This is a genomic window from Streptomyces cinnamoneus (assembly GCF_014650495.1).
GTDB classification, from domain to species: Bacteria; Actinomycetota; Actinomycetes; order Streptomycetales; family Streptomycetaceae; genus Streptomyces; species Streptomyces cinnamoneus.
In genome coordinates this window covers 1-18911 of sequence record NZ_BMVB01000014.1, presented here as the reverse complement: position 1 = coordinate 18911, position 18911 = coordinate 1, and the positions used below count along the sequence as shown (strand labels likewise).

The 18911-nt window shown below is 68.7% G+C and carries 16 protein-coding genes and 3 pseudogenes; 8 read left to right on the top strand and 11 right to left on the bottom strand.

The window, feature by feature from the left end:
• The first annotated feature begins 244 nt into the window (after positions 1–244).
• Positions 245–1090, top strand: coding sequence for an arylamine N-acetyltransferase family protein (locus IE182_RS20115; protein WP_190111278.1), 846 nt, complete (start codon positions 245–247; stop codon positions 1088–1090).
• 52 nt (positions 1091–1142) lie between these two features.
• Here IE182_RS20115 and IE182_RS20110 read toward each other — a convergent pair whose 3' ends face one another.
• Together IE182_RS20110 and IE182_RS20105 are read right to left on the bottom strand one after the other, a co-directional pair.
• Complete coding sequence (locus IE182_RS20110) at positions 1143–2351, bottom strand: PP2C family protein-serine/threonine phosphatase (protein ID WP_229844963.1); 1209 nt, start codon at positions 2349–2351, stop codon at positions 1143–1145.
• Between the two features lie 128 nt (positions 2352–2479).
• The gene (locus IE182_RS20105) at positions 2480–3229 is read right to left on the bottom strand and encodes a dienelactone hydrolase family protein (RefSeq protein WP_190111276.1); all 750 of its coding nucleotides are present in this window, start codon (positions 3227–3229) and stop codon (positions 2480–2482) included.
• A gap of 465 nt (positions 3230–3694) precedes the next feature.
• On the opposite strand from IE182_RS20105, the gene IE182_RS20100 reads away from it, so the two are divergent.
• From IE182_RS20100 to IE182_RS20090, 3 genes are read left to right on the top strand one after another with little or no spacing between them, the layout of a single operon-like run.
• Positions 3695–4231: an AfsA-related hotdog domain-containing protein gene (locus IE182_RS20100; RefSeq protein ID WP_190111275.1), complete on the top strand. Its 537-nt coding sequence runs from the start codon at positions 3695–3697 to the stop codon at positions 4229–4231.
• A gap of 8 nt (positions 4232–4239) precedes the next feature.
• Positions 4240–4407, top strand: coding sequence for a hypothetical protein (locus IE182_RS20095; protein WP_190111274.1), 168 nt, complete (start codon positions 4240–4242; stop codon positions 4405–4407).
• Between the two features lie 53 nt (positions 4408–4460).
• Complete coding sequence (locus tag IE182_RS20090) at positions 4461–4598, top strand: hypothetical protein (protein ID WP_190111273.1); 138 nt, start codon at positions 4461–4463, stop codon at positions 4596–4598.
• A gap of 154 nt (positions 4599–4752) precedes the next feature.
• Here the strand turns inward: IE182_RS20090 and IE182_RS20085 are convergent, their stop codons facing one another.
• Positions 4753–6300: an FAD-binding oxidoreductase gene (locus tag IE182_RS20085; protein WP_190111380.1), complete on the bottom strand. Its 1548-nt coding sequence runs from the start codon at positions 6298–6300 to the stop codon at positions 4753–4755.
• Between the two features lie 473 nt (positions 6301–6773).
• On the opposite strand from IE182_RS20085, the gene IE182_RS20080 reads away from it, so the two are divergent.
• Positions 6774–8009, top strand: coding sequence for a GNAT family N-acetyltransferase (locus IE182_RS20080; protein WP_190111272.1), 1236 nt, complete (start codon positions 6774–6776; stop codon positions 8007–8009).
• Positions 8010–8157: 148 nt separating this feature from the next.
• Here IE182_RS20080 and IE182_RS20075 read toward each other — a convergent pair whose 3' ends face one another.
• The gene (locus IE182_RS20075) at positions 8158–9018 is read right to left on the bottom strand and encodes a LysR family transcriptional regulator (RefSeq protein WP_308432139.1); all 861 of its coding nucleotides are present in this window, start codon (positions 9016–9018) and stop codon (positions 8158–8160) included.
• A gap of 69 nt (positions 9019–9087) precedes the next feature.
• Between IE182_RS20075 and IE182_RS20070 the strand changes: the two genes are divergently transcribed.
• The gene (locus IE182_RS20070; protein ID WP_190111271.1) at positions 9088–10053 is read left to right on the top strand and encodes an EamA family transporter; all 966 of its coding nucleotides are present in this window, start codon (positions 9088–9090) and stop codon (positions 10051–10053) included.
• 928 nt (positions 10054–10981) lie between these two features.
• Positions 10982–11137, top strand: coding sequence for a hypothetical protein (locus IE182_RS20065; RefSeq protein ID WP_190111270.1), 156 nt, complete (start codon positions 10982–10984; stop codon positions 11135–11137).
• A gap of 219 nt (positions 11138–11356) precedes the next feature.
• Here the strand turns inward: IE182_RS20065 and IE182_RS20060 are convergent, their stop codons facing one another.
• The 7 genes and pseudogenes from IE182_RS20060 to IE182_RS20030 all read right to left on the bottom strand — a co-directional run.
• The gene (locus IE182_RS20060; RefSeq protein WP_190111269.1) at positions 11357–11818 is read right to left on the bottom strand and encodes a transposase; all 462 of its coding nucleotides are present in this window, start codon (positions 11816–11818) and stop codon (positions 11357–11359) included.
• A gap of 327 nt (positions 11819–12145) precedes the next feature.
• Positions 12146–12670 (bottom strand): hypothetical protein, encoded by a 525-nt coding sequence (locus tag IE182_RS20055; protein ID WP_190111268.1) that lies wholly within the window; start codon positions 12668–12670, stop codon positions 12146–12148.
• 233 nt (positions 12671–12903) lie between these two features.
• Positions 12904–13056, bottom strand: a pseudogene (locus tag IE182_RS20050) (IS5-like element IS4811 family transposase); the annotation flags it as partial.
• Between the two features lie 107 nt (positions 13057–13163).
• Complete coding sequence (locus IE182_RS20045; RefSeq protein ID WP_190111267.1) at positions 13164–14945, bottom strand: reverse transcriptase domain-containing protein; 1782 nt, start codon at positions 14943–14945, stop codon at positions 13164–13166.
• A gap of 532 nt (positions 14946–15477) precedes the next feature.
• A pseudogene (locus tag IE182_RS20040) lies at positions 15478–16161 on the bottom strand (IS5 family transposase); the annotation flags it as partial.
• 82 nt (positions 16162–16243) lie between these two features.
• Entirely contained in the window at positions 16244–16663 is a 420-nt protein-coding gene (locus tag IE182_RS20035; protein WP_190111266.1) for a RacP protein, read from the bottom strand.
• A 2-nt stretch (positions 16664–16665) separates the two neighbouring features.
• Positions 16666–17001 (bottom strand): annotated as a pseudogene (locus tag IE182_RS20030) (DUF6192 family protein); the annotation flags it as partial.
• A gap of 731 nt (positions 17002–17732) precedes the next feature.
• Here IE182_RS20030 and IE182_RS20025 point away from each other — a divergent pair.
• Positions 17733–18584, top strand: coding sequence for a hypothetical protein (locus IE182_RS20025; protein ID WP_190111264.1), 852 nt, complete (start codon positions 17733–17735; stop codon positions 18582–18584).
• Positions 18585–18911 lie beyond the last annotated feature (327 nt).

Sequence of the window (18911 nt, the reverse complement as noted above, 5' to 3'; positions counted from 1 at the left end):
GTCCCTCAAGGAAGAAGCCAGGAGACTGCTAATACCACTAGTACTGCCTGGTAACAATACTCATCGGTAGTTCATTGCCCAGTCTTTTCCCGGAGGCCGGCGCGGACCGGGCAGTCGCCGCGCCTTGCCCGCAGGCACGACCTAGGACCAAGTGCCGAGGCGAGCACCATCCCCAGGCAGAGGGCTCAGGCACCGCACACCGTTTACGGTCGTGGCTGCGACTATCGAAAGGCGAGGAACCGCGATGCAGACGGACCGCACGCACGGCTGGAACGGCGACCTGTTGGATCTCGACGCCTACCTGGACCGCATCGGATACACGGGGGAGCGGGCGCCGACGAGAGAGGCACTGCGCGGGTTGCAGCGAGCGCATGTCACCTCGATACCGTTCGAGAACTTCAACGCCGTACTGGGAATTCCGATCCTGCTGGATGTGGAGGCCGTCCAGGAAAAGCTGGTGCGTGCCCGCCGTGGCGGGTACTGCTACGAGCACGTCGTGCTGTTCGCCGCCGCCCTGGAGCGGCTGGGCTTCGAGTTCACCGCCCTGAGCGGGCGGGTGACGCTCGGATCGGACAAGATCCTGCCCGCGACCCACGCGCTCCTGGCCGTGACGGCTGCTGACGACGAGCGCCTGTGGTTGTGCGACGTCGGTTTCGGGAGCGGGCCGCTGGAGCCGATCGAGCTCGCGGACGGCGTCGAAGCGGACTTCGAAGGCTGGAGGTTCCGGATGGAGCGGCGCCGCGGATCGTCCGGCATCGATTCCTGGTGGCTGTACCAGTACAGGGCGGACGGCTGGGAGGACCGGCACACCTTCACCATGAACCCGCAATACACCATCGACTACGTCGTGGGCAGTCACTACGTCGCCACCCACGCGCGCTCCCCCTTCTCCCGGCGCCTCTTCGCCCAGCAGTTCAGCGCCGCCCACCACCACCGCCTCGACGCAACGACCTGGACCACCTTCCGCCCTGACGGCTCGTACACCGAGCGAGAGATCGAACCGGCTGAACTCGGGCGTGTACTGGGGGAAGAGTTCGGGATCGTCCTGGGCGCAGAGGAGCTCGCCCGACTCAGGGACGGTCTCGACTGAAACGACACAGGCGGCGCCGCCGCTAGCGGACGTGGGACACGGCGAATCCGCGTCACTGGTACTGCGGGCGCCATTCGAAGAGCAGGATGGTCGCGTCGTCCCGCAGCTGGTTGCGCTGGTAGTCGAGGATGGCGTGGATGAGCAGCCGCAGAACCTCGGCCGGGCGCTGGCCGGCGGCGGAGGAGCGGATGATGAAGTCGGTGAACCGGTCGAGGCCGAACTCCGCCCCGTCCGCGTCGCGCGCTTCCACAACGCCGTCGGTGTAGAGCAGGACGCAGTCGCCCGGTTCCAGTGTCGTCTCGTGGACCTGGCGGGCTGCCGGGGTGAGTTGGCCGGCCAGGCCGATCGGAGGCTGCGGGGGGCTGTCCAGCACCCCGTCGAGCACCCGCTCGCCACGGATCAGCAGCGGCGGCGGGTGACCGCAGTTCACCCAGCGCAGTACCCCCGTGACCGCGTCGAGCCGGCACAGTACGCCGGTGCAGAAATGGTCGGGCAGCCACTGGGCGAGCGCCTGGTCGACGGAGCCGACGACGTCGGCCAGGTCGCCACCGCCGCGGCGGGCGTTCCGCGCCGCCGCCATGGCGACCGACGTGGTCAGGCCGGAGTTCAGATCGTGACCCATGGAGTCGAGGATCATGGTGTGCAGTATGTCCTTGACCACCGAGTGGTCGAAGGCGTCGCCGGCGACGTCGTACGCCGGTTCCAGGACCGCGGTCGAGACGCACCTGCTACTGCCGATGGTGTGGGACGGCAGGAAGGCCCGCAACATCTCGGTGGGCAACCGCATGGTCGCGGTGCGGGCGCGGGCGGCGAGCCAGTCGCTGTAGGCGCGCTTGGAAGTGATCAACATGGCGAACAGATAGGCCAGCATGCGGCTGCGGCGTATCCGCGCCCCGTCGAGCGAGGCGGTCCGCACCGCCAGCACGCCCAGCCGCTCCGCACCGTCGATCAGAGGCATCCAGACGATCACGTCGTCGTCGACGTCGGCCACCCGCGGAGTGACCGTGCGGTACGCCCAGCCGGCCAACGAGCGGTCCACCGGCAGCGGCTCCAAGGTCTCGTCGAGTGGAATGAGCAGCTGTTGCTGCAGGTCGACGAGGTAGATCAGCGCGCTGCCCAGGCCGAGGGCCGAGGCGCACCGGTTCGCCAGGCCGGGCAGTTCGAACGGCAGGGTTGTCTGCGCCTCGACGATCAGCTCTTCGAGCCGGATCTCGTCGACGGCGGTGTCGGGACCGGCAGCCGCGTGCGGTGGGTCCGGCACGGGGATCACCCCTTCCGCCCCCAGTCTCACACCGATCCCGTCCTGTCTCACGTCGGGCACGACGACCGGTGGCGGCCGCCCTCTCGACCTCGCGGCTCGCCCGGGAGGAAGGGCGGCCGCCCTGGGTCTCAGTTGTGCGTCAGGGTGCGGCCGAGGAGCGGGAGCAGGCGGTCCCAGTGGCGCTGCAGTGCGGAGGGGTTGAAGGCGTCGGTGTCGGACATGGTGAAGCCGTGGATGGTGCCGGGGTAGATCTCGGTGGTGTAGCCGACACCTGCGGCGTCCAGGGCCTGGTTGAGCTCGCCGACGGCCTCGGACGACATGTCGTTCCCGGAGAGGCCGAGGTGGACTTGGGCGGTGAGCTCGGGGACGAGGCGGTGCGGGCTGTCGGGCGCGTCGGTGACCAGGAAGCCGGGGTGGAATCCGGCGACGGCGGCCACTTGGTCGGGGTGGGCCGCTGCGGTGCGCATCGCCAAGGCGGCGCCCATGCAGTAGCCGATCGCAGCGGCCGGTCCGGCGCCGACCTCGGGCTGGGCGGTGAGGAACCCGAGGTAGGCGTCGGCGTCGCGCAGGATCCGTTCGGTGGTGTGCGTCTCGACCAAGGGCATGAGCCGGGCGATGACCGCGGGCCGGACCTCCTCTCCGATGTGCTCGGGAAGTTCGACCACGGGTGCCGGGCCGTGCCGGTAGTAGAGGTTGGGGACGAGCACGTAGTACCCGTGCCCGGCCAGTTCGCGGGCCCTCTCCTCCAGCTCGGGCCGCACGCCGAAGGCATCCGTGTACAGCAGCACTCCCGGGTGTTGCTCGCCGCGGTCGGGGAAGGCGGCGAAAGCGTCGGCCTGGCCGTCCGTGGTGGGAATCTGCAGTGTCTTGGTGGGCATGAATTCTCCTGTCGTGGTTGATGTGTTGAGCCTGTGATCAACACGACGGAGGTGGAGCCCGCGCAGCAACGCAAGGTCCTCGACCGAACAGCGGGCCCGCACCGGCCCGTACGGTGCTCAGGAGAGCACCGGGTCACCAATCCGTGTGTGGCGCAATGCCGTCCCGGTAGTCATCGCCGCACAGCATAGCCCTCGGGTGGTGACCACGGCGGGGCCTGCCCCTCATTCTTCTTCGACCACCCCTCGACCACGTACCGGCATGCTGGTCTTATCGGGACTGCTCGACTCCCTACGGGACCGCGGCCCGGAGCTGTGGACCCGCGACAACCGGATGAGACTCTCACTCTCCTTCGACAAGTGCTGCGAGCAGGACGGCGACATCATCCTGTCCGTATACCCGGCGGAGCATGACGAGGATGCGGGCACAGGCTGGCCCCTGGACGTGCGGGTCGCGTCGGAGTCGGTGTGCTCGGGGCACGCCGTGCTGTACGAAAGTCGCCGACGCGGCCGGTCGACACGCTGCCGCCGCGGCGCAGGGCCGACCTGCCGGTGGCGCCGCTGGCCCACCGCGTGCGGCCGGAGAACGTGTTCATCGGCGACGCCTGGTGGGACCAGGGGCGGCACCTCGCCACCACGCACCAGGTCCACGCAGGGCACCCGCTCGACGGGCGCGATGCCGAGCAACTCATCGAGGCAGCCAGGCAGTTCGCCACGCTCGCCGGACACAGCGCCTACGGGCGGCCGTGCCATTTCACGTACATCCTGCGGGCTCTGGAAGCCGACATACCCGTGGGCTTCCCCGAAGGGGAAGTCCTTCTGGAATTGCTGCCGATGCCCAGCCGGCGGAGCCGGTTCGACCTGCGAGTACGCGTCTTCCGCACGTCGGCGCAGGGCGCGGTCGAAGAGGTCGGCGCCGTGTTCTTCGACGCGTTCATCGTGAGTCCGTGCCAGTACGACGGGTTCCGTCGGCGCAACAGCAAGCAGAAGGGTCGGCGGGCATGATGCGGGACTTGGTCCTTGCCGACACGGCCGCGGAATCGATGGACCCCCACCTGGTCGGCCACAAATTCGCCCGTCAGGCGCAGCTGCGCCTGGCCGGTTACGACGTCCCGGAGTTCGTCTGCGTATCGGCCGGGGCCTTCGACACCTGGTGTCCGAGGCCGGGCTGCCGGAGCTGACCGCGACGGACCCGCAGTCACTCACCGCATGGCCATAGCAGGCGAGGTCGGCGGTGCTGCGCGTCGGTGTGCCCGAGGAGCTGGCCAAGGTGCTCCTCTACGAGTTCGACCAGAGGGCCGACGAATCGGGGGCCATGGCGGTGCGATCGTGCGCCGTGCCACGGGCGGACGAGAGAGAGGACGGCGTCTGAGCTCCGCAACCCGCAAGGCCAGCAGCTGACGGCCCATCGCACTGACCGGTGGGCGGCGGGAAAACCAGGGGGGATGGTTCCGCGCCGCCCGCCTCGTACGCGTACCACCCGTCGGCGGCACCGGCTTACCCGCGTACTCCCCGGTCGCGAGACGTCACAGCGCCTGGGGGAAGTCGAAGACGCGCTGGGGGTCGTACCGCCGCTTCAGCTTCGTCAGCCGGTCCGCTGCGTCCCCGTAGTACGCCGTGCGCCAGTCCTTCAGGCCCGGATCCGTGTAGTTCTGGTAGGCGGCGCCCGAGGCGTGGCGGCGCATCGCCGCATGCGTTCCGTCGAGCCAGGCGGCCTGTGCCGTGCCCGCGCCGCCCGCCGCCCACGACGTCAGGTACTGCGCCAGCACGCGCGACCGCCGGTGCACGAAGGCCGTCGCCAGCGGCTGTACGCGGTTGATCGCGCCGCCCAAGGCCGTCAACTGCACGGAGGCGCCGCCGCCCTTGACCCCGCGCCCGAAACGCTCCACCTGGTCGAGCAGGGTCCGCGTACCCGTGGCGTCAAGCGGGCGGTCGAAGAAGTCCGAGCGCGCCGCGTACGTCTCGCGCCCCAGCTTCCCGGAGGTATCGCGACCGGGCGTGGTGCCCGGCAGGTGGCACTCTTCGGTGGACTTGTCGCCGCAGCCGGCGTAGGCGCGGGCGGTGTCGAGGTAGGAGCGGCGCCGCAGCCGGACGGTCCCGATGCCGCCGTTTCCGCCGCTCGCCTTGGCCACCTTGCCGATCAGCTCGTCATAGGCGTTCTCCAGGTCCTGCTGCGAGCCGACCGAGAACGCGGCGACGGATATCCGGGGGGTGCCACCCGCCGCGACCGACAGGTCGCAGGCGGACCAGATCTCGTCGGGCCGGCTCGGCCCCCACTCCTGCCACGCCCGCACGACGGCCGCGGCCTTGGACCAAGGGAACGAGACATAGCCGGTCACCCCTTCACCCACGGTACGGGTACGGAAGCGGAGTTCGGTGACGACGCCGAAGTTGCCGTTGCCGGCTCCGCGCAGGGCCCAGAAGAGGTCCGTGTTGCGGGTGGTGTCGCAGTCGACGGTCTTGCCGTCCGCGGTGACGAGGGTCGCGCCGGTGAGGCTGTCGCAGGTGAGGCCGTAGGCGCGGGAGAGGACACCGTGCCCGCCGCCCAGGGTGAGGCCGGAGATGCCGACGGTGGGGCAGGAGCCCGCCGGGATGGTCACGCCGTGCGCGGCCAGGCTGGTGTAGACGTCGATGAGCTTGGCGCCGGCGCCGATGACGGCGGTGGACGCGGACGGCGTGCGGACGTTCTTCAGCCGTGAGACGTCGATGACCAGCCGGTCGTTGCCGCTGGACCAGCCGGCGTAGCTGTGGCCGCCGTTGCGTATGGAGACCGGTATGGAAAAGCGGCGGGCGAAGGCCAGGGCCGTGGCGATGTCCGACGTACCGGCGACGTAGGCGATGGCAGCGGGGCGCAGCGCGTCGAAGCGGGTGTTGTAGAGCTGCCGGGCGGCGGTGTAGTCGGCGTCGTCGGGCCGCACGAGGCCGCCGGCGAGCCCCTTACCGAGGGCCGACCAGTCGCTCCTGGCAGCCTTCTGGCCGGCTGCCTGCGCCGTGCCCGTCCTCACCATGCTGCCCCAGGCGGCGGTCGCCGCCAGCCCGGTGCCGCCCGCTGCCAGTAGTGTGCGCCTGCTGATGGCCATACAGATCCCTGCCCCTTGGTGCCCGTGCCCGGGCATGTGCGTCTGCCCGTGCGTATGCATGTGCGTGTGTGCTGGTGCGCCTTGCCGAATCCCCGTTGATCACACAGATGACTCGGTGGGGTGGGAGGTTCCACGTCAGACCTTTGGGCTGACGGGATTCTGCATGCGGCGAGGGCGGTGACCGAGCACGATGACTCACGGCCGCGTGATCCGGATCGGCCGTGAGGCGTTACGGTGCCTGCTCGCCCGCCGCGGGATCACCTTCCAGCGCACCAAGACCGGGAACGAGCCCCCCGACCCCAGCCCCGGCCTTCGCAACTCCCCCCGGGGGCCCGGCTGGGACCGGACTGTGCTGTGACCAGCCGTGGGCCCGGCCGTAATTCGTTTGACCAGGCCACGGGTCAACGCTGCACTGTGGCGGGACACCACGAGTCGTGGTGCCAGTATCCGGGGAGGCAGCGGCAGCAATGGAGATCCGTCCCACGACCGACAAGGATCTCGACGTCTTCGTCGACACACTGCACGCCGCGTTCGGGCGCTTCCCGGAAACCCCGGCCGAGGGCGGCAGCGGCGTCTGGTGGTCGGCGCTCGAAATGGACCGCTGCCTGCTCGCCATGACGGCGGACGGGCGGCCCGTCGGTACCGCTGGTGCGTACTCCTTCGAGCTCACCCTGCCCGGTGAGGTCCTCGTCCCGGCCGCCGGGGTGACCGCCGTCGGCGTCCTGCCCTCGCACCGGCGCCAGGGCGCACTCAGCGCGATGATGCGGCATCAGCTCGACGAGCTGCGGGCTCGCGGGGAGTTCCTCTCCGTACTGCTCGCCTCCGAGGCCCTGATCTACCGCAGGTTCGGCTACGGACCGGCGACCTACACGCAGCGGCTGACGGTGCCGCGCCACCAGGCCGCCTTCTCCCTTCCCCGGGCGCGCGGAACGGCCGACGCCCCAGCGACCGGCTCGGACACGGGCTCGGTCGAGCTGCTGCGGCGTTCCGAGTGCGGAGAGATCCTGGAAGAGGTCTACGACCGGTACCGCCGCGCACAGCCCGGCGCGCTGTCCCGGCCGCACCGCTGGTGGGCCTTGCACGCGGGGCAGCCCCCGATCTCGCCGGCGCCGCGCTACATCGCCGTCCACCGTGACGCCGACGGCGTCCCGGACGGATACGCCAGCTACTCGATCGGCGAGCCCAACACCTTGACGGTCGACGAGACCATCGCCACCGACGCCGCCGCCTACACCGCCCTGGCCCGGTTCGTGCTCGGACACGACCTGGTCACTCAGGTCGTGTTCAAGCACGTCCCGACCGAGCACCCGCTGCGCTGGCAGCTTGCGGACTTCCGCGCCGGCGAGGTGAGCGGCGACACCGACTGGCTCTGGGTGCGGCTGCTGGACGTCCCGCGTGCTCTGACCGCGCGCGGCTGGTTCACGGACGGCGAGCTCGTCCTCGACGTCGACGACCCGTTCCTCGGCGAGCACGGCCGCTACCTGCTGACCGTCCGAGACGGCAAGGCCGACTGCGTCCCGACGGACCGGGAGCCCGACCTGTCCCTGGACGTGAGCGACCTGGGCTCGGTCTACCTCGGCGGCACTGCCCCGAGCACGCTCGTGCGGGCCGGACACATCCGGTCCCACCGCCCGGGCGCGGCCACCCTCGCTGACGCCCTCTTCCGCGCCGAGCGCCCTCCGCACTGCCTGCACTGGTTCTGACCGCGCGCTCGCCGCCCCTTCACAAGTCTCGTCAGCTCATGGTCAGTCCCGGGGCGGATGCGGCGACGGCAGCGCCGGACTGGAGCGGGCACGCCGGCACGGACGGCCTCGGTTGCCTGTGTTCGGGGTGGTGGCGGGGCGTTGCTCGTCAGTGTTCCGCGAGGATTTTGTGGGTGAGATGGATCAGGTTGTGGAGGGCGGGGTGAGTGGGGGTGCCGTGGTGCCAGGCCAGGAGCAGGGGTACGGGCGGGGCGTCGGTCAGCGGGCGATAGGCGATGGCAGGGTGTTCGTGCAGGCGGGGGGTTGCTGAGGTGGTGATGCCTACGGCCCGGCCTGCTGCGATCGTTGTCAGCCATTCGTCGGTGTTGGTGACGTCGATCGTGGCTGCGGGGCGCGCGGTGGCGGGCCACAGGTCCAGTGTGGTGGTGCCTGCCACGGTGTTCAGGGCGACTGGCCATGTTGCGAGGTCCGCCAGTGTCAGAGTGGTGTGTTCGGCCAGATCGCTGCCGGCGGGTACTACTGCCACTCGTTCTTCTTCCAGCAGCAGCTTGGTGGCCAGCCCTGGTGCCGTTACGTGTCCGCGCAGCAGTGCGGCATCGACCTGGCCCTGGGTGAGTCCGGCGGTGCGGTCGTCGATGCGGCGTAGTTCCAGGGGTACGTCGGGGTGTTCTTCGTCCCAGCGGCGCAGCAGGGGGATGGTGTATTGGCCGAGGGCGGCCCAGGGGTGGCCGAGACGCAATGGCTGGGTTGTGAGGGAGTGGGGGTCCAGGGCTCTGTCCACGGCGGTCAGTGCGGCGGCTGCCTTGTCGTGGAACGCCCGGCCTGCCGCTGTGAGTGCCAAGTGGTGTGTGGAGCGGTCGATCAGGCGGACGCCGAGGTGGTCTTCGAGCTGGCGCAGTGTGCGGGAGAGCGCGGGCTGGCCGGTGTGCAGACGGGCTGCGGCGCGGGTGATCGTGCCTTCCTCGGCGATGGTGAGGAAGGCACGCAGGTGGCGCAGTTCCATGCTCATGCCTGGCAAGCATAATCGCCGTTCAGCTGGCATTTCACAGGCAGGGGCGGGCTTTCTAGCGTTGGGGGCATGACGAACGCGAACGTGAGGTCTCAAGGTTCAACTGCGGCTGCGGCGCCCGCTGCTGCGCCCGCTGCGGCGCACAGCGCACCCGTGGCGGGCCGTATCCGTGCGGCGACGGCACCTGCAAGCGCCGGCAGTCCGGCAGGCATCCTCCTGGTGCTGGCCGGCACTGTCTCGGTGCAGTTCGGCTCTGCGGTGGCCGCTCTGCTTTTCCCGCGTGCCGGGGCCCTGGGCGTAGTGACGTTGCGGGTGGCGCTGGCGGCCGTGTTGCTGCTGGTGTCGTGCCGTCCCCGGCTGCGTGGCCGCAGCCGTACGGACTGGGCCGTCGCCGTAGCCTTCGGGCTGGCGCTGGGAGGCATGAACACCTTCTTCTATCAGGCGATCGACCGGATTCCGCTGGGCCCGGCAGTGACCTTGGAAGTCCTCGGCCCCCTGCTGCTCTCCGTGGTCACCGCTCGCCGGGCGGCGAGCTGGGTGTGGGCCGCACTGGCGCTCGCGGGTGTCTTCCTTCTCGGGCAGGGCGGTTTCGACCAGCTCAGCCCGGCGGGCACCGGCTACGCGCTCGCCGCAGGCGGCATGTGGGCGGCGTACATCATCTGCAGCTCCCGCGCCGGGGCCCGCTTCCCTCGGCTGGACGGACTGGCCGTGGCGATGGCCGTGGCCGCACTGGTGACCCTGCCCCTGGGCATCAGCTCGGCGGGCACCACGCTGCTCGAACCGGAGGTACTGGGGCTGGGCCTGGCCGTGGCACTGCTGTCCTCGGGAGTGCCCTATGCACTCGAACTGCTGGCCTTGCGCCGCCTGCCCGCAGGGACCTTCGCGGTGCTGATGTGCCTTGCTCCGGCGGTTGCGGCACTGGCCGGTTTCCTGGTGCTGGGACAGACTCTGTCGGCCCTGCAGTGCCTGGCGATCGCCCTGGTCGTGGCCGCCAGCACAGGAGCGGTACGCACGGGCGGAGCAGGGAAGGGATGAGGGGCACGAGGCCCGGCCCCACAGCGCCCGCGCGGACCGGCAAGCGCAGGCGACAGGCGCGCCGGAGAGGGACGGCCTACGCCGCCCGCAGCCAGGGGAGAGGGGGAAGCCCACCCAGCGCCATGTCGATGGTGCCGGGTGAGCGGCCAGAGCCCCGGCCCGCGCACCGGCACCGGCGTCGTGCACCCCACGGGTGAGGAGAGCCCCTTGACGTATGCCCTTCATCTGGTCGGCGACAAGGTCACGGTGCCTGAGTTCCGCATCGAGGACACCGACGACATGCTGCGTGCATTCGGCGATGACCGGGTGGCTGTCGTTAGTGCCTGTGCGGGAAGTCTTGATCGGGAATGCACTGCACGGTCTTCAGCATCCGAAGGGAAATCAGCCGTAGCTGCTGGCCCGGCTCATGGTGCGGCTGTGACCGCGAGGGCGTTGGCGCGGTCCTCGTATTGCGGCGGGCCGTGCGCTGTGCTGGGCCCCCGCTGGCGCCGTTGAGGGGTTGGCATCGGAGGAGGAGCCCGCGGTGGCACGGAGAACACGCTGCGCACACGCAGGAGGTAGCCCTGCTTCGCTCTATGGTCACGGTGGGTCAAGCGCGGTCCGCTCGGCGGCCCCAGCTCGATGATGCGGAGGAAGCCGACGACGTCAGAAGCCGTCCCGCATCCTTGCTGTGGGTAACTCTGGCTGATCGGTATATCGCGGCTGCGGTCGTCTCGTGCAGGACTGCTCGGTGTATCGGCCTTCACGCCTGCCCCGGGGCGTGGGCGCGCCACGAGAGCGCGGTTGGCGAAGTGCGCCCCTCGGAGCACCGGTGCGGCCCTGAGCTTGGTTTTGTGCCTGGAGGTATGGAAAGCCTCCCGGTGCTTCTCCAGGCGGCGGTCGCCGCCACGACTCCAGGAGGCCCGCAATCAACAGGATCCGCCGTACCGTGGCCGCAGCCGCGGCAGGTATTCTCCTCTCCCTCGGAAGCGTGGCCGTGGCCACGCCCGCCCACGCCGACAACGAGGTCGCGAAACTGGTCTGCGGCGCCCTCCTGCTCGGCTACGACCAGGCGCAGTTCGTCGGGTGCCAGAACCTAGAGTAAGAGCCTCGCCGGCGGCGTGCCGTTCTCCGCGACCACGAGTGGTGCAAGCAAGAGATCAAGGGCGCGTTGATGCGGAGGCTCGCCGCCGGGTTACACGGGTGCGGGGGCGAGGCGCACGGTCCAGGGGTGCAGGCGAGATGCGCAGGGGTGGGGCCGGTAGGGGTGGTGGGGGTCTGGGTTCGCGCCAGTCGGCCACCGGTTTCGTGAGTCGGCGCGTCATCAGGGCCATGACGGTCCAGGCCAGGTGTGTTTCGGCGTGCTGGGGGAGTTTTCGTAGTCTCGGCAGTTCCGCCGGGATCTCATCAGCCACGAAATACTCCGCTCTACCACCCACCTCTTCGGTACCAGGAAGAACCCTTTGGTCTTGGGCCGGTTGACGGTCTTGAGGGTGAGGCGGAGACGGTCCTTGGCCCAGGTGACGAGTTCGCCGCTATAGGCGGAGTCGGCCCACACGAGGGTGATCTCGGGGTGGGCGAGGCGGAGGCGGAAGAGGAAGTCGCGGGCCGCGTGCGCGTCGTGGAGGCTGGCCGGGGTGACCATCATCATCACCGGCAGACCCCTCGTGTCCACGGCGAGGTGCCGCTTGCGGCCCGTCGTCTTCTTCCCCGCGTCGTACCCGGTCGTCGCTCTGGGGACGGTGGCGTCGGCCTTGACGGTCTGGGAGTCGACCACCAGGGTCACCGATCTCGGGTTCTTGAAACGGACACATGATCCGTCAACTAGCAAGGGGTTCCCGCCCACTTACGGACCCTTGACGATCGGATCAGCCGGATTAGACGGAATCCTCCAGTTCGTCACTCTCGGTAGATACTGGACGGCTTCTTCCCGGCGTGTCGAGGGTAACCGCGGCTCGGGGCCGGGGCGGCACGGTGAACTGCCGCCTGCGGTCGTGGCGCCCGCGTACCGAGCATGGGCGGTGGACCGGCGGCCGGTGGCACTGGCCCCGGTTCCACCGGGGCCAGTGCCACCTCGTCGAGATACGCGGTGCGTATGGGTGTGGTGTCGGGGCTACGACCCGATAGCGTTCGGGTCGGTGGGGATCTCGAACGGCGTCCGGTTGTTTTCCTTGTTCCTGTCGTCGATGCTGCTCACGGATACCGAGCCGCCGGTGAGCCTGCCGGGAGCAGGGACGCGCCTGTCCAGGCGGACAGGGATGTCAGCCGTCGCCGTCCGGGACGGGCCCAGGCCGGGCGGGTAAGTGCAGCGCACCCGGTGGCCGCTCCCGAGGACGAAGCAGTTCTCGGGGAAGAACGGTTCCTCGGGCTTGACGTCCTTGGGCAGGGTGATGGTCATGGTGAATTTGTTGGCGGTCCGTTCGGGACCGGTGTTGCCGACGTAGCCACGCACATGGGTGGTGCCGCCGGGCGGGGCTGCGTCCGGGTCGATCCGGGCGACTCTCAGGTCGGAGTCGGACGGGCGGGCGGCCGCCGCCGTGGTCACGGGCACCACGCAGGCCATGAGGGCCGCGCCGGCGATCAGCGTCCATCGGTGCATACGGCGGGAGCGGCGGTTGTCTATCGTTGCGAGGGCCATGCGGTCACCTGCCTTGCCGTTTGGCGCGGGTCCGGAGCGACCCAACGCACCTTCACGTGCTGCTGATTGTCGTTTCTATTTCGGTGCAGCACGGCCGGGTGGGGCCGTTTCACTCGATAGAATGACGCCCTACTCAGGCGGACGATGCGCTCGCAAGCCGCGTACTACCAGCGCATGGCCCTCGAAGTCGGCTGACCGACAGCGTCGAGGGACACAACATCGCGGATGTATCGCTATTTGCTGGTGTCCGCTGACCGGCCAGTTCTGTTCGGGCGGGTGAGGCGGCGGGTCATGAGGGTGATCGCGGCCCACGTGATCAGTGCCTCGGAGTGCTGCGGCAGTCTCTCGTAGTCACGCGCGTGCCTGCGGGCCTGCATGATCCACGCGGTTGGGTCGGCCGCGCGGCGAGGTGTCTGCCGTGGCAGGTCCTTTTCCGCGCGGCCTCCCGCCGAACCGGACGTGATGGTTTCCCGATCATCCGGCTCTCCAGTGATCACCGCGTGAGTGATTCAGCCGATCGTGTGACATGGATACGGTCATGACAGCTGACACAGGCCACAACTGTCTTGCGGCGCCGGTCGAGCATGACGCGTGCCCAGTCGGACGGCGGCCATCCGGAATGCGCGAGATCGGCAAGGGCACGGATGTGATGTACCTCGACATCACCGGTGCTTCCGCAGATCTCACAGGTATCCGCCAGGAGCCTTGTGATCAGCTCTTTCTGCGGATAGTCCACCCAGACAGGGCGACGGTCGACGACTTTCGCCGACCGCTGCTGCTGGAGGGGAATTCCACCAAACCTCGCCACCAGTGGATTCCTGTTCTTCCGCTCGATGCGGGCCTCGAAACAGACTCGGGGCCCGTTGGGCGTGTCGATCCTGGCTTTGTGCTTGGCCGCCATTTTCGACACCGTCGAGCGGTGCTTGGCCGCGAGGGTCTTGAGCATGGAGGTCTCCATGACCCAGTGCATGCGGTGCAGCCGGAAGACATCTCCGGCAAGCAGGTAGTACTGGACAATGCCCCGGTAGACCGCTCCGTAGGTCGCAACGATCGCATGATCGCTGCTGTTGATAAGAGCGTTCCTCCTCGCGGGTTTCCCGCGGAACAGGTAAGGGGCACATTTGGCCTTGATCACGTCCCGTGGGACACGTAGTGCGATCTGACCGTTGACACGCCGGTAACGGCCAGTCTTTTTCGTGTCGTTGTGCTGAGTCGTGATCTCGTAGCCGAGAAACCTCGCAGCCCCGGTACGGGCGTGAGTGATCAGCGTCTTTTCCTCGGACAGTTCCAGCTTGAGTTCGTCACGCAGGAACTTTGCCAGGCGGTGCTTGATCTGCTCGGCCTCGGCTCTCGGTCCGGTGAATCCGAGGAGGTGGTCGTCCGCGTAGCGGATGTAGCGCAGCCTCCGGTACCCCGGATCGTTCGGATCCGAGCTCGGCAGACTGACCATCTGCTGACGAAGCGTCCGGGCTTCCGCCCGGTCGCCTCGCCGGCGGGCTTTCGCCAGGAGATTCTGCAACTCCAGATAAGCGGGGTTGCGGGCCCGGCGGTCTCCCCGGGTGTATTCCGGGATCAGAACGTTCTCGACGAACTCGTCCAGCTTATGCAGGTAGATGTTGGACAGGACCGGGGATGCCACTCCGCCTTGCGGCGCTCCGGAGAGTGTGGCACCCCACTTCCAGTCCTCCAGGTATCCGGCCGTCAGCATGTTGCGCACCAACCGCAGAAACCGCTGGTCACGGATCTTCTCGCCAAGGATCGACAGCAGAACCTGGTGGTCCAGGCTGCCGAAGCAGTCGGCGATGTCGCCCTCGATGAACCAGGATGTCCCGGTCCAGGTATGGGCCACCTCCCGCAAAGCGGTGTGGCAGCCCCGGCGGGGGCGAAATCCATGAGACCGGTCGGAGAATGCCGGATCGTAGTACGCCTCCAACAGGAGGCGGACGACTTCACCGACGAGTTTGTCCGACCAGGTCGGCAATCCCAGCGGGCGTGTTTTCCCATTCTTCTTCGGGATGAACACGCGCCGAACCGGGCGGAAGCGGTATCGCTCGTGACGTACCGCTTCGATAATCCGGCTGATCTTCCGCTGTGACATACCGTCCACAGTCTCCGGCGTGACCCCGGGCGTCATCGCACCATGGTTGGCATAGATGCGACCGTAGGCCATCAGATACAACTGCGGGTTGAACAGCTGTCGATACAGTTCATCGCACGGCAGGCCACGCCTGCCGCGTTCACGCAGGACACCCAGCACCGTTTTGGCGCTCTGCATTACGCATACCTCCCAGGTCTCGGTGTCCGAATCACCTGGCCCCCTTCGCCCTGCGGACGGCTTTCCCGTCCTCCCTGGCCGGTCGTGACTCCGGCGACTACTACGAGGCCTCCGTCGCCATAGGACTCGCATCCCGTAGGCGATCCCACGTTCGTCCCTGTCTGTACGTTCTAGCGCGACACAGGCGTCCCACTCATCTCCTTGAATGTCCTCGCTGGACATCGCCCCGCACCCCGGAAGTGCCCCGGCCAACATTCGAAGCCAGGGGCAGAGCGCGGCGCCGGTTTCAGTCGTCTTTCCGGCGGATGGGAACTTGCATCTTCTGGAGATTGGGCTTCAAACAATCCAGTCTTCGCCATATCGCGCGGGCCGCCCGGTACACCGTCCCTGACAACTGGGCCCGGTTACCGGTTTCCTGACATGCTGTTGTCCCCTTCACCTTTCGGATCCAGGTAAGTCATTCGGCCCAGGAACCTCCTTCCGAGTTCCTCCCGGTTCAGCCGGGGATACAAACAGAGCGCCTCGTGGCGCACATTGAGCGTTCGACAACCCAGCGGCGGGGCAGGATGACGAACCCCGGGGTGTTCTTCGGCCGGCTGACCGTCTTGACCGTGAGCTTCAAGAATGAGCGGGCCCAGTCGACCAGGCCGCCGGCGTAGGCGGAGTCGGCCCAGACCACGGTCAGCTCGGGGTGCATCAGCCGGAGGCGGAAGAGGACCTCGCGTGCGGCGTCGCGGTCGCTGACGTCGGCCGGGGTCACCATGACCATCAGGGGCAGGCCGCGGGTGTCGACGACAAGGTGGCGTTTGCGGCCATTGATTTTCTTCGCAGCGTCGTAGCCACGGGTGGCCTTGCTGACGATCTCGGCGGCCTTGATGCTCTGGGAGTCGATGACGATCGCCACCGCCTGCGGTGCCCGGCCCGCCCCGCACCGGATGCGGCGGCGGAGCTGGTCGCGGAGGATGCCGACGATTCCGGCCGCTGTCCATTTCGCGAAGTGGTCGTAGACCGTCCGCCAGGGCGGGAAGTCCTTCGGCAGAGCCCTCCACTTGCAGCCGGAATCGACTAAATACCGTATGGCGTCCACGATGTCGCGCCGGGGGTGTTTCTCCGGCCGGCCGCCCCAGCGGGTCTGGCATGCGGGCACTGGAAGAAGAGGCTCGATCAAAGCCCACTCTGCTGTCGTGGTGTCGGAGGGGTAGCAGCGGCGACGCATCCCGGTGCACCTCCCGTGGGCGGTGTTCCAGAGGCCGGCCCCTCCGGGAGGGGGGAGCGGGCGGTGCCGGTCCCTGGAACGGTCATGCACTGGCGATGAGGTCGAGGGTGGACTCGACCGAGGCAAGCTGGGCGACGATGTGCCGTACCCACTTGTCGCGCGGGTGAAGGGCGGCGTGCGGGGCGACCGTCCCGGAGATCAGCCGGCGGATCTCGGTGAGCTTCTCCCGGATCACCGACCGCTCATACGCTTCGAGCTCCTCGGACCGGGCAGCGAACCTGTATCCGTCGGCTCGTGTCCAGATCAGGGGCGGCCAGCCGTTGGCGGCGATGATGTCCCGCAGCGCGGCCAGCCCCGACCTGACCTGGCTCGGCGAGAGCTCCGTCGACCGCACCAGCTGCGGGAACAGGAGCCCCGCCGGCCTCGCCTCGAAGAGCACGAACCGGATGCTGTCCGCGTGCCGCTCGGCTGCAGCACCCCGCCTGCGGGATGCCCGCGGCATCCCTACTCGCCCCGCAACAGCCGTGCGAGCTCCGCGTCCAGGTCGACCTTTCCGGTCTCGACCGCGTTCTCGATCCAGTCCAGAGTCGCCCTCACACCTGCCACCCGCTGACGGACCACCGCGCGCTCGTCCTCGCTGAGGCGCCGGTCACGCAGGCCCGGCACGACCCGGCCGGCCGCCGCGGTGAACGCGTGGCAGGCCGCGACCAGGTCCAGGAACTCGATCGAGTGCTCGACCCGCCTCACAGCGGGAGCGAAGACGTCCGTGCGCTCGAAGTGCTCGCGGGCTTGCCGGCCCCGGTCGACCTGGGCATGGTTGACCATGTGCCGGGCGGTGTCTCTGTTGACCGGACTACCGGACGACACTCCGAGGCATTGGAGGGGTCGGGCAGGGGCTGACCGGTAGATCTCAGGCAGCAAATAGGAGGAGAGCTGCGTGAGGTCGTTGGATGACGTGGAACAGGATCTCGGTTCGATCCGTCTGCCGCGGTGGGGCAAGGTCGTGTCGTCGGACGGCGTGGTTCCCTGGCTCGTGGTCGATCCGGAGGGTGTGCCGATCGAGCCCGTGCAGCGGTACCTGCGAGACTTTGTCGCCCGGAACCGGCCCCGCTCCGTACGCAGTTACGCGTACGCGTTGTTGCGGTGGTGGCGGTGGCTGCGCGTTGTTCAGGTCGAGTGGGACAGGGCCACGTCGGCGGAAGTGCGGGATCTGGTGCTCTGGCTGAAGCAGACGACCAAGCCCCGCATCTCGCCGCGGACGAAGTCAGCGTCCACCGCGGGGACGGTCAACCCGATCACCCGCAAGCGGAACCCCGGAGATCAGTACCAGCCCCGGACGATCCGGCACAGCAACGCGGTCGTCCGCAGCTTCTACGAGTTCTGGATCGAGACCGGGCACGGCCCGCTGGTCAACCCGGTGCCGCTCGATCGCAGGGGCAGCCGCCCGCACGCTCACCACAATCCGCTGGACCCCTTCGGGCCCGAAGGCCGGATCCGCTACAACCCCAAGATTCCCAAGGCCAGACCGCGCGAGATCCCCGACGAGCGGTGGAACGACCTCTTCGGTCGCGGTGCGGTCGGCGGCCGGCCGGGCGGAGGGGGACGGGCCGGCCGTCGAGCTCGAATGGGAGCCGGCGGCCACGGTCGTCCCGGTACGGACGTGGCGGCGGCGCCTTCCCGTGCTCGTCTCGGCGGCAGCGGTCGTGGTGATCGCGCTGGGTGTCGCGATCCAGCCCTGGTCGGACTCCGGGGACGCGCAGAGCTCACCGGCCGCGGAGCGGACGGAAACGGCACCGTACTGGAAGGTGCGGACCCTCCAGTGGATGCGGAGCAGCGACAAGACCCAGCGGCCGGACGGAGCGTACAAGACCGTCTGGCTGAGCCGGAGCGGCACGCGCGAGCAGCCCGCCAACGGTCTGGTCCAGGACTACTCCCGGGAGGACACGGGAGGGACGGCCTACGTGATCTGCGGCAAACCGGTCCTGTGGGACGACCTCAAGAAGCTGCCCACCGACCCGGCGGCGCTGCGGGCACGGCTCGTCGGAAAGGCCACCGGCGAGGACGTCGCGGAGGATCTCTACAACGGCATGGAGGAGCTGCTCGCCCAGTCACCCGCCGAACCGCAGCTGCGGGCCGCGCTGTTCAAGGTCCTCACCGCGATTCCCGGGGCGCGGGTGACGGAGCGGGTCAAGGACAGCACCGGGCGCTCCGGCACGGCCGTCGAGCTGGACGCCGATACCTGGCGCCGGCGACTGATCGTCGACACCGGGACGTTCCATGTGCTGGAGTCCGTGGACACGGCGCGGAACGACGGCCTGTCCTGGGGAACACAGAAGCTCCGGGCCGGAGACCTCATCCAGCGCACCACCTACCTCTCCGTCGGGCCCGCCTGGGAGGCACCGAAGCCGTCCAAGCGGACCTAGGGTCGGACAACTCCTAGCCGCCCCCCTTCCTCCAGGGGCTGCCCGCCTCGGAGGGGCGCTGAGCTCCGTCACGGTGTCCCTCCGGGAAGTGGCAGGCAGAGGGGTGGCCCACGCCCCACTCGACGCACGGTCGCAGCAGGAGAACCAGTACATCGAGATCATCTCGTGGCAGCTTTTGAATTCCCTTGGCCGGACCTCTCGCCCCCAGACTCCAGGGATCACCATCTGAAGGTCCACATTCGGGCCGAAGACTAAACGGTGTCCCGTAAGGCTTGTTCAGGCATGTGATGATCTTGGTGTGGGTGCTGTGGTGACGGTGTCGGAGCC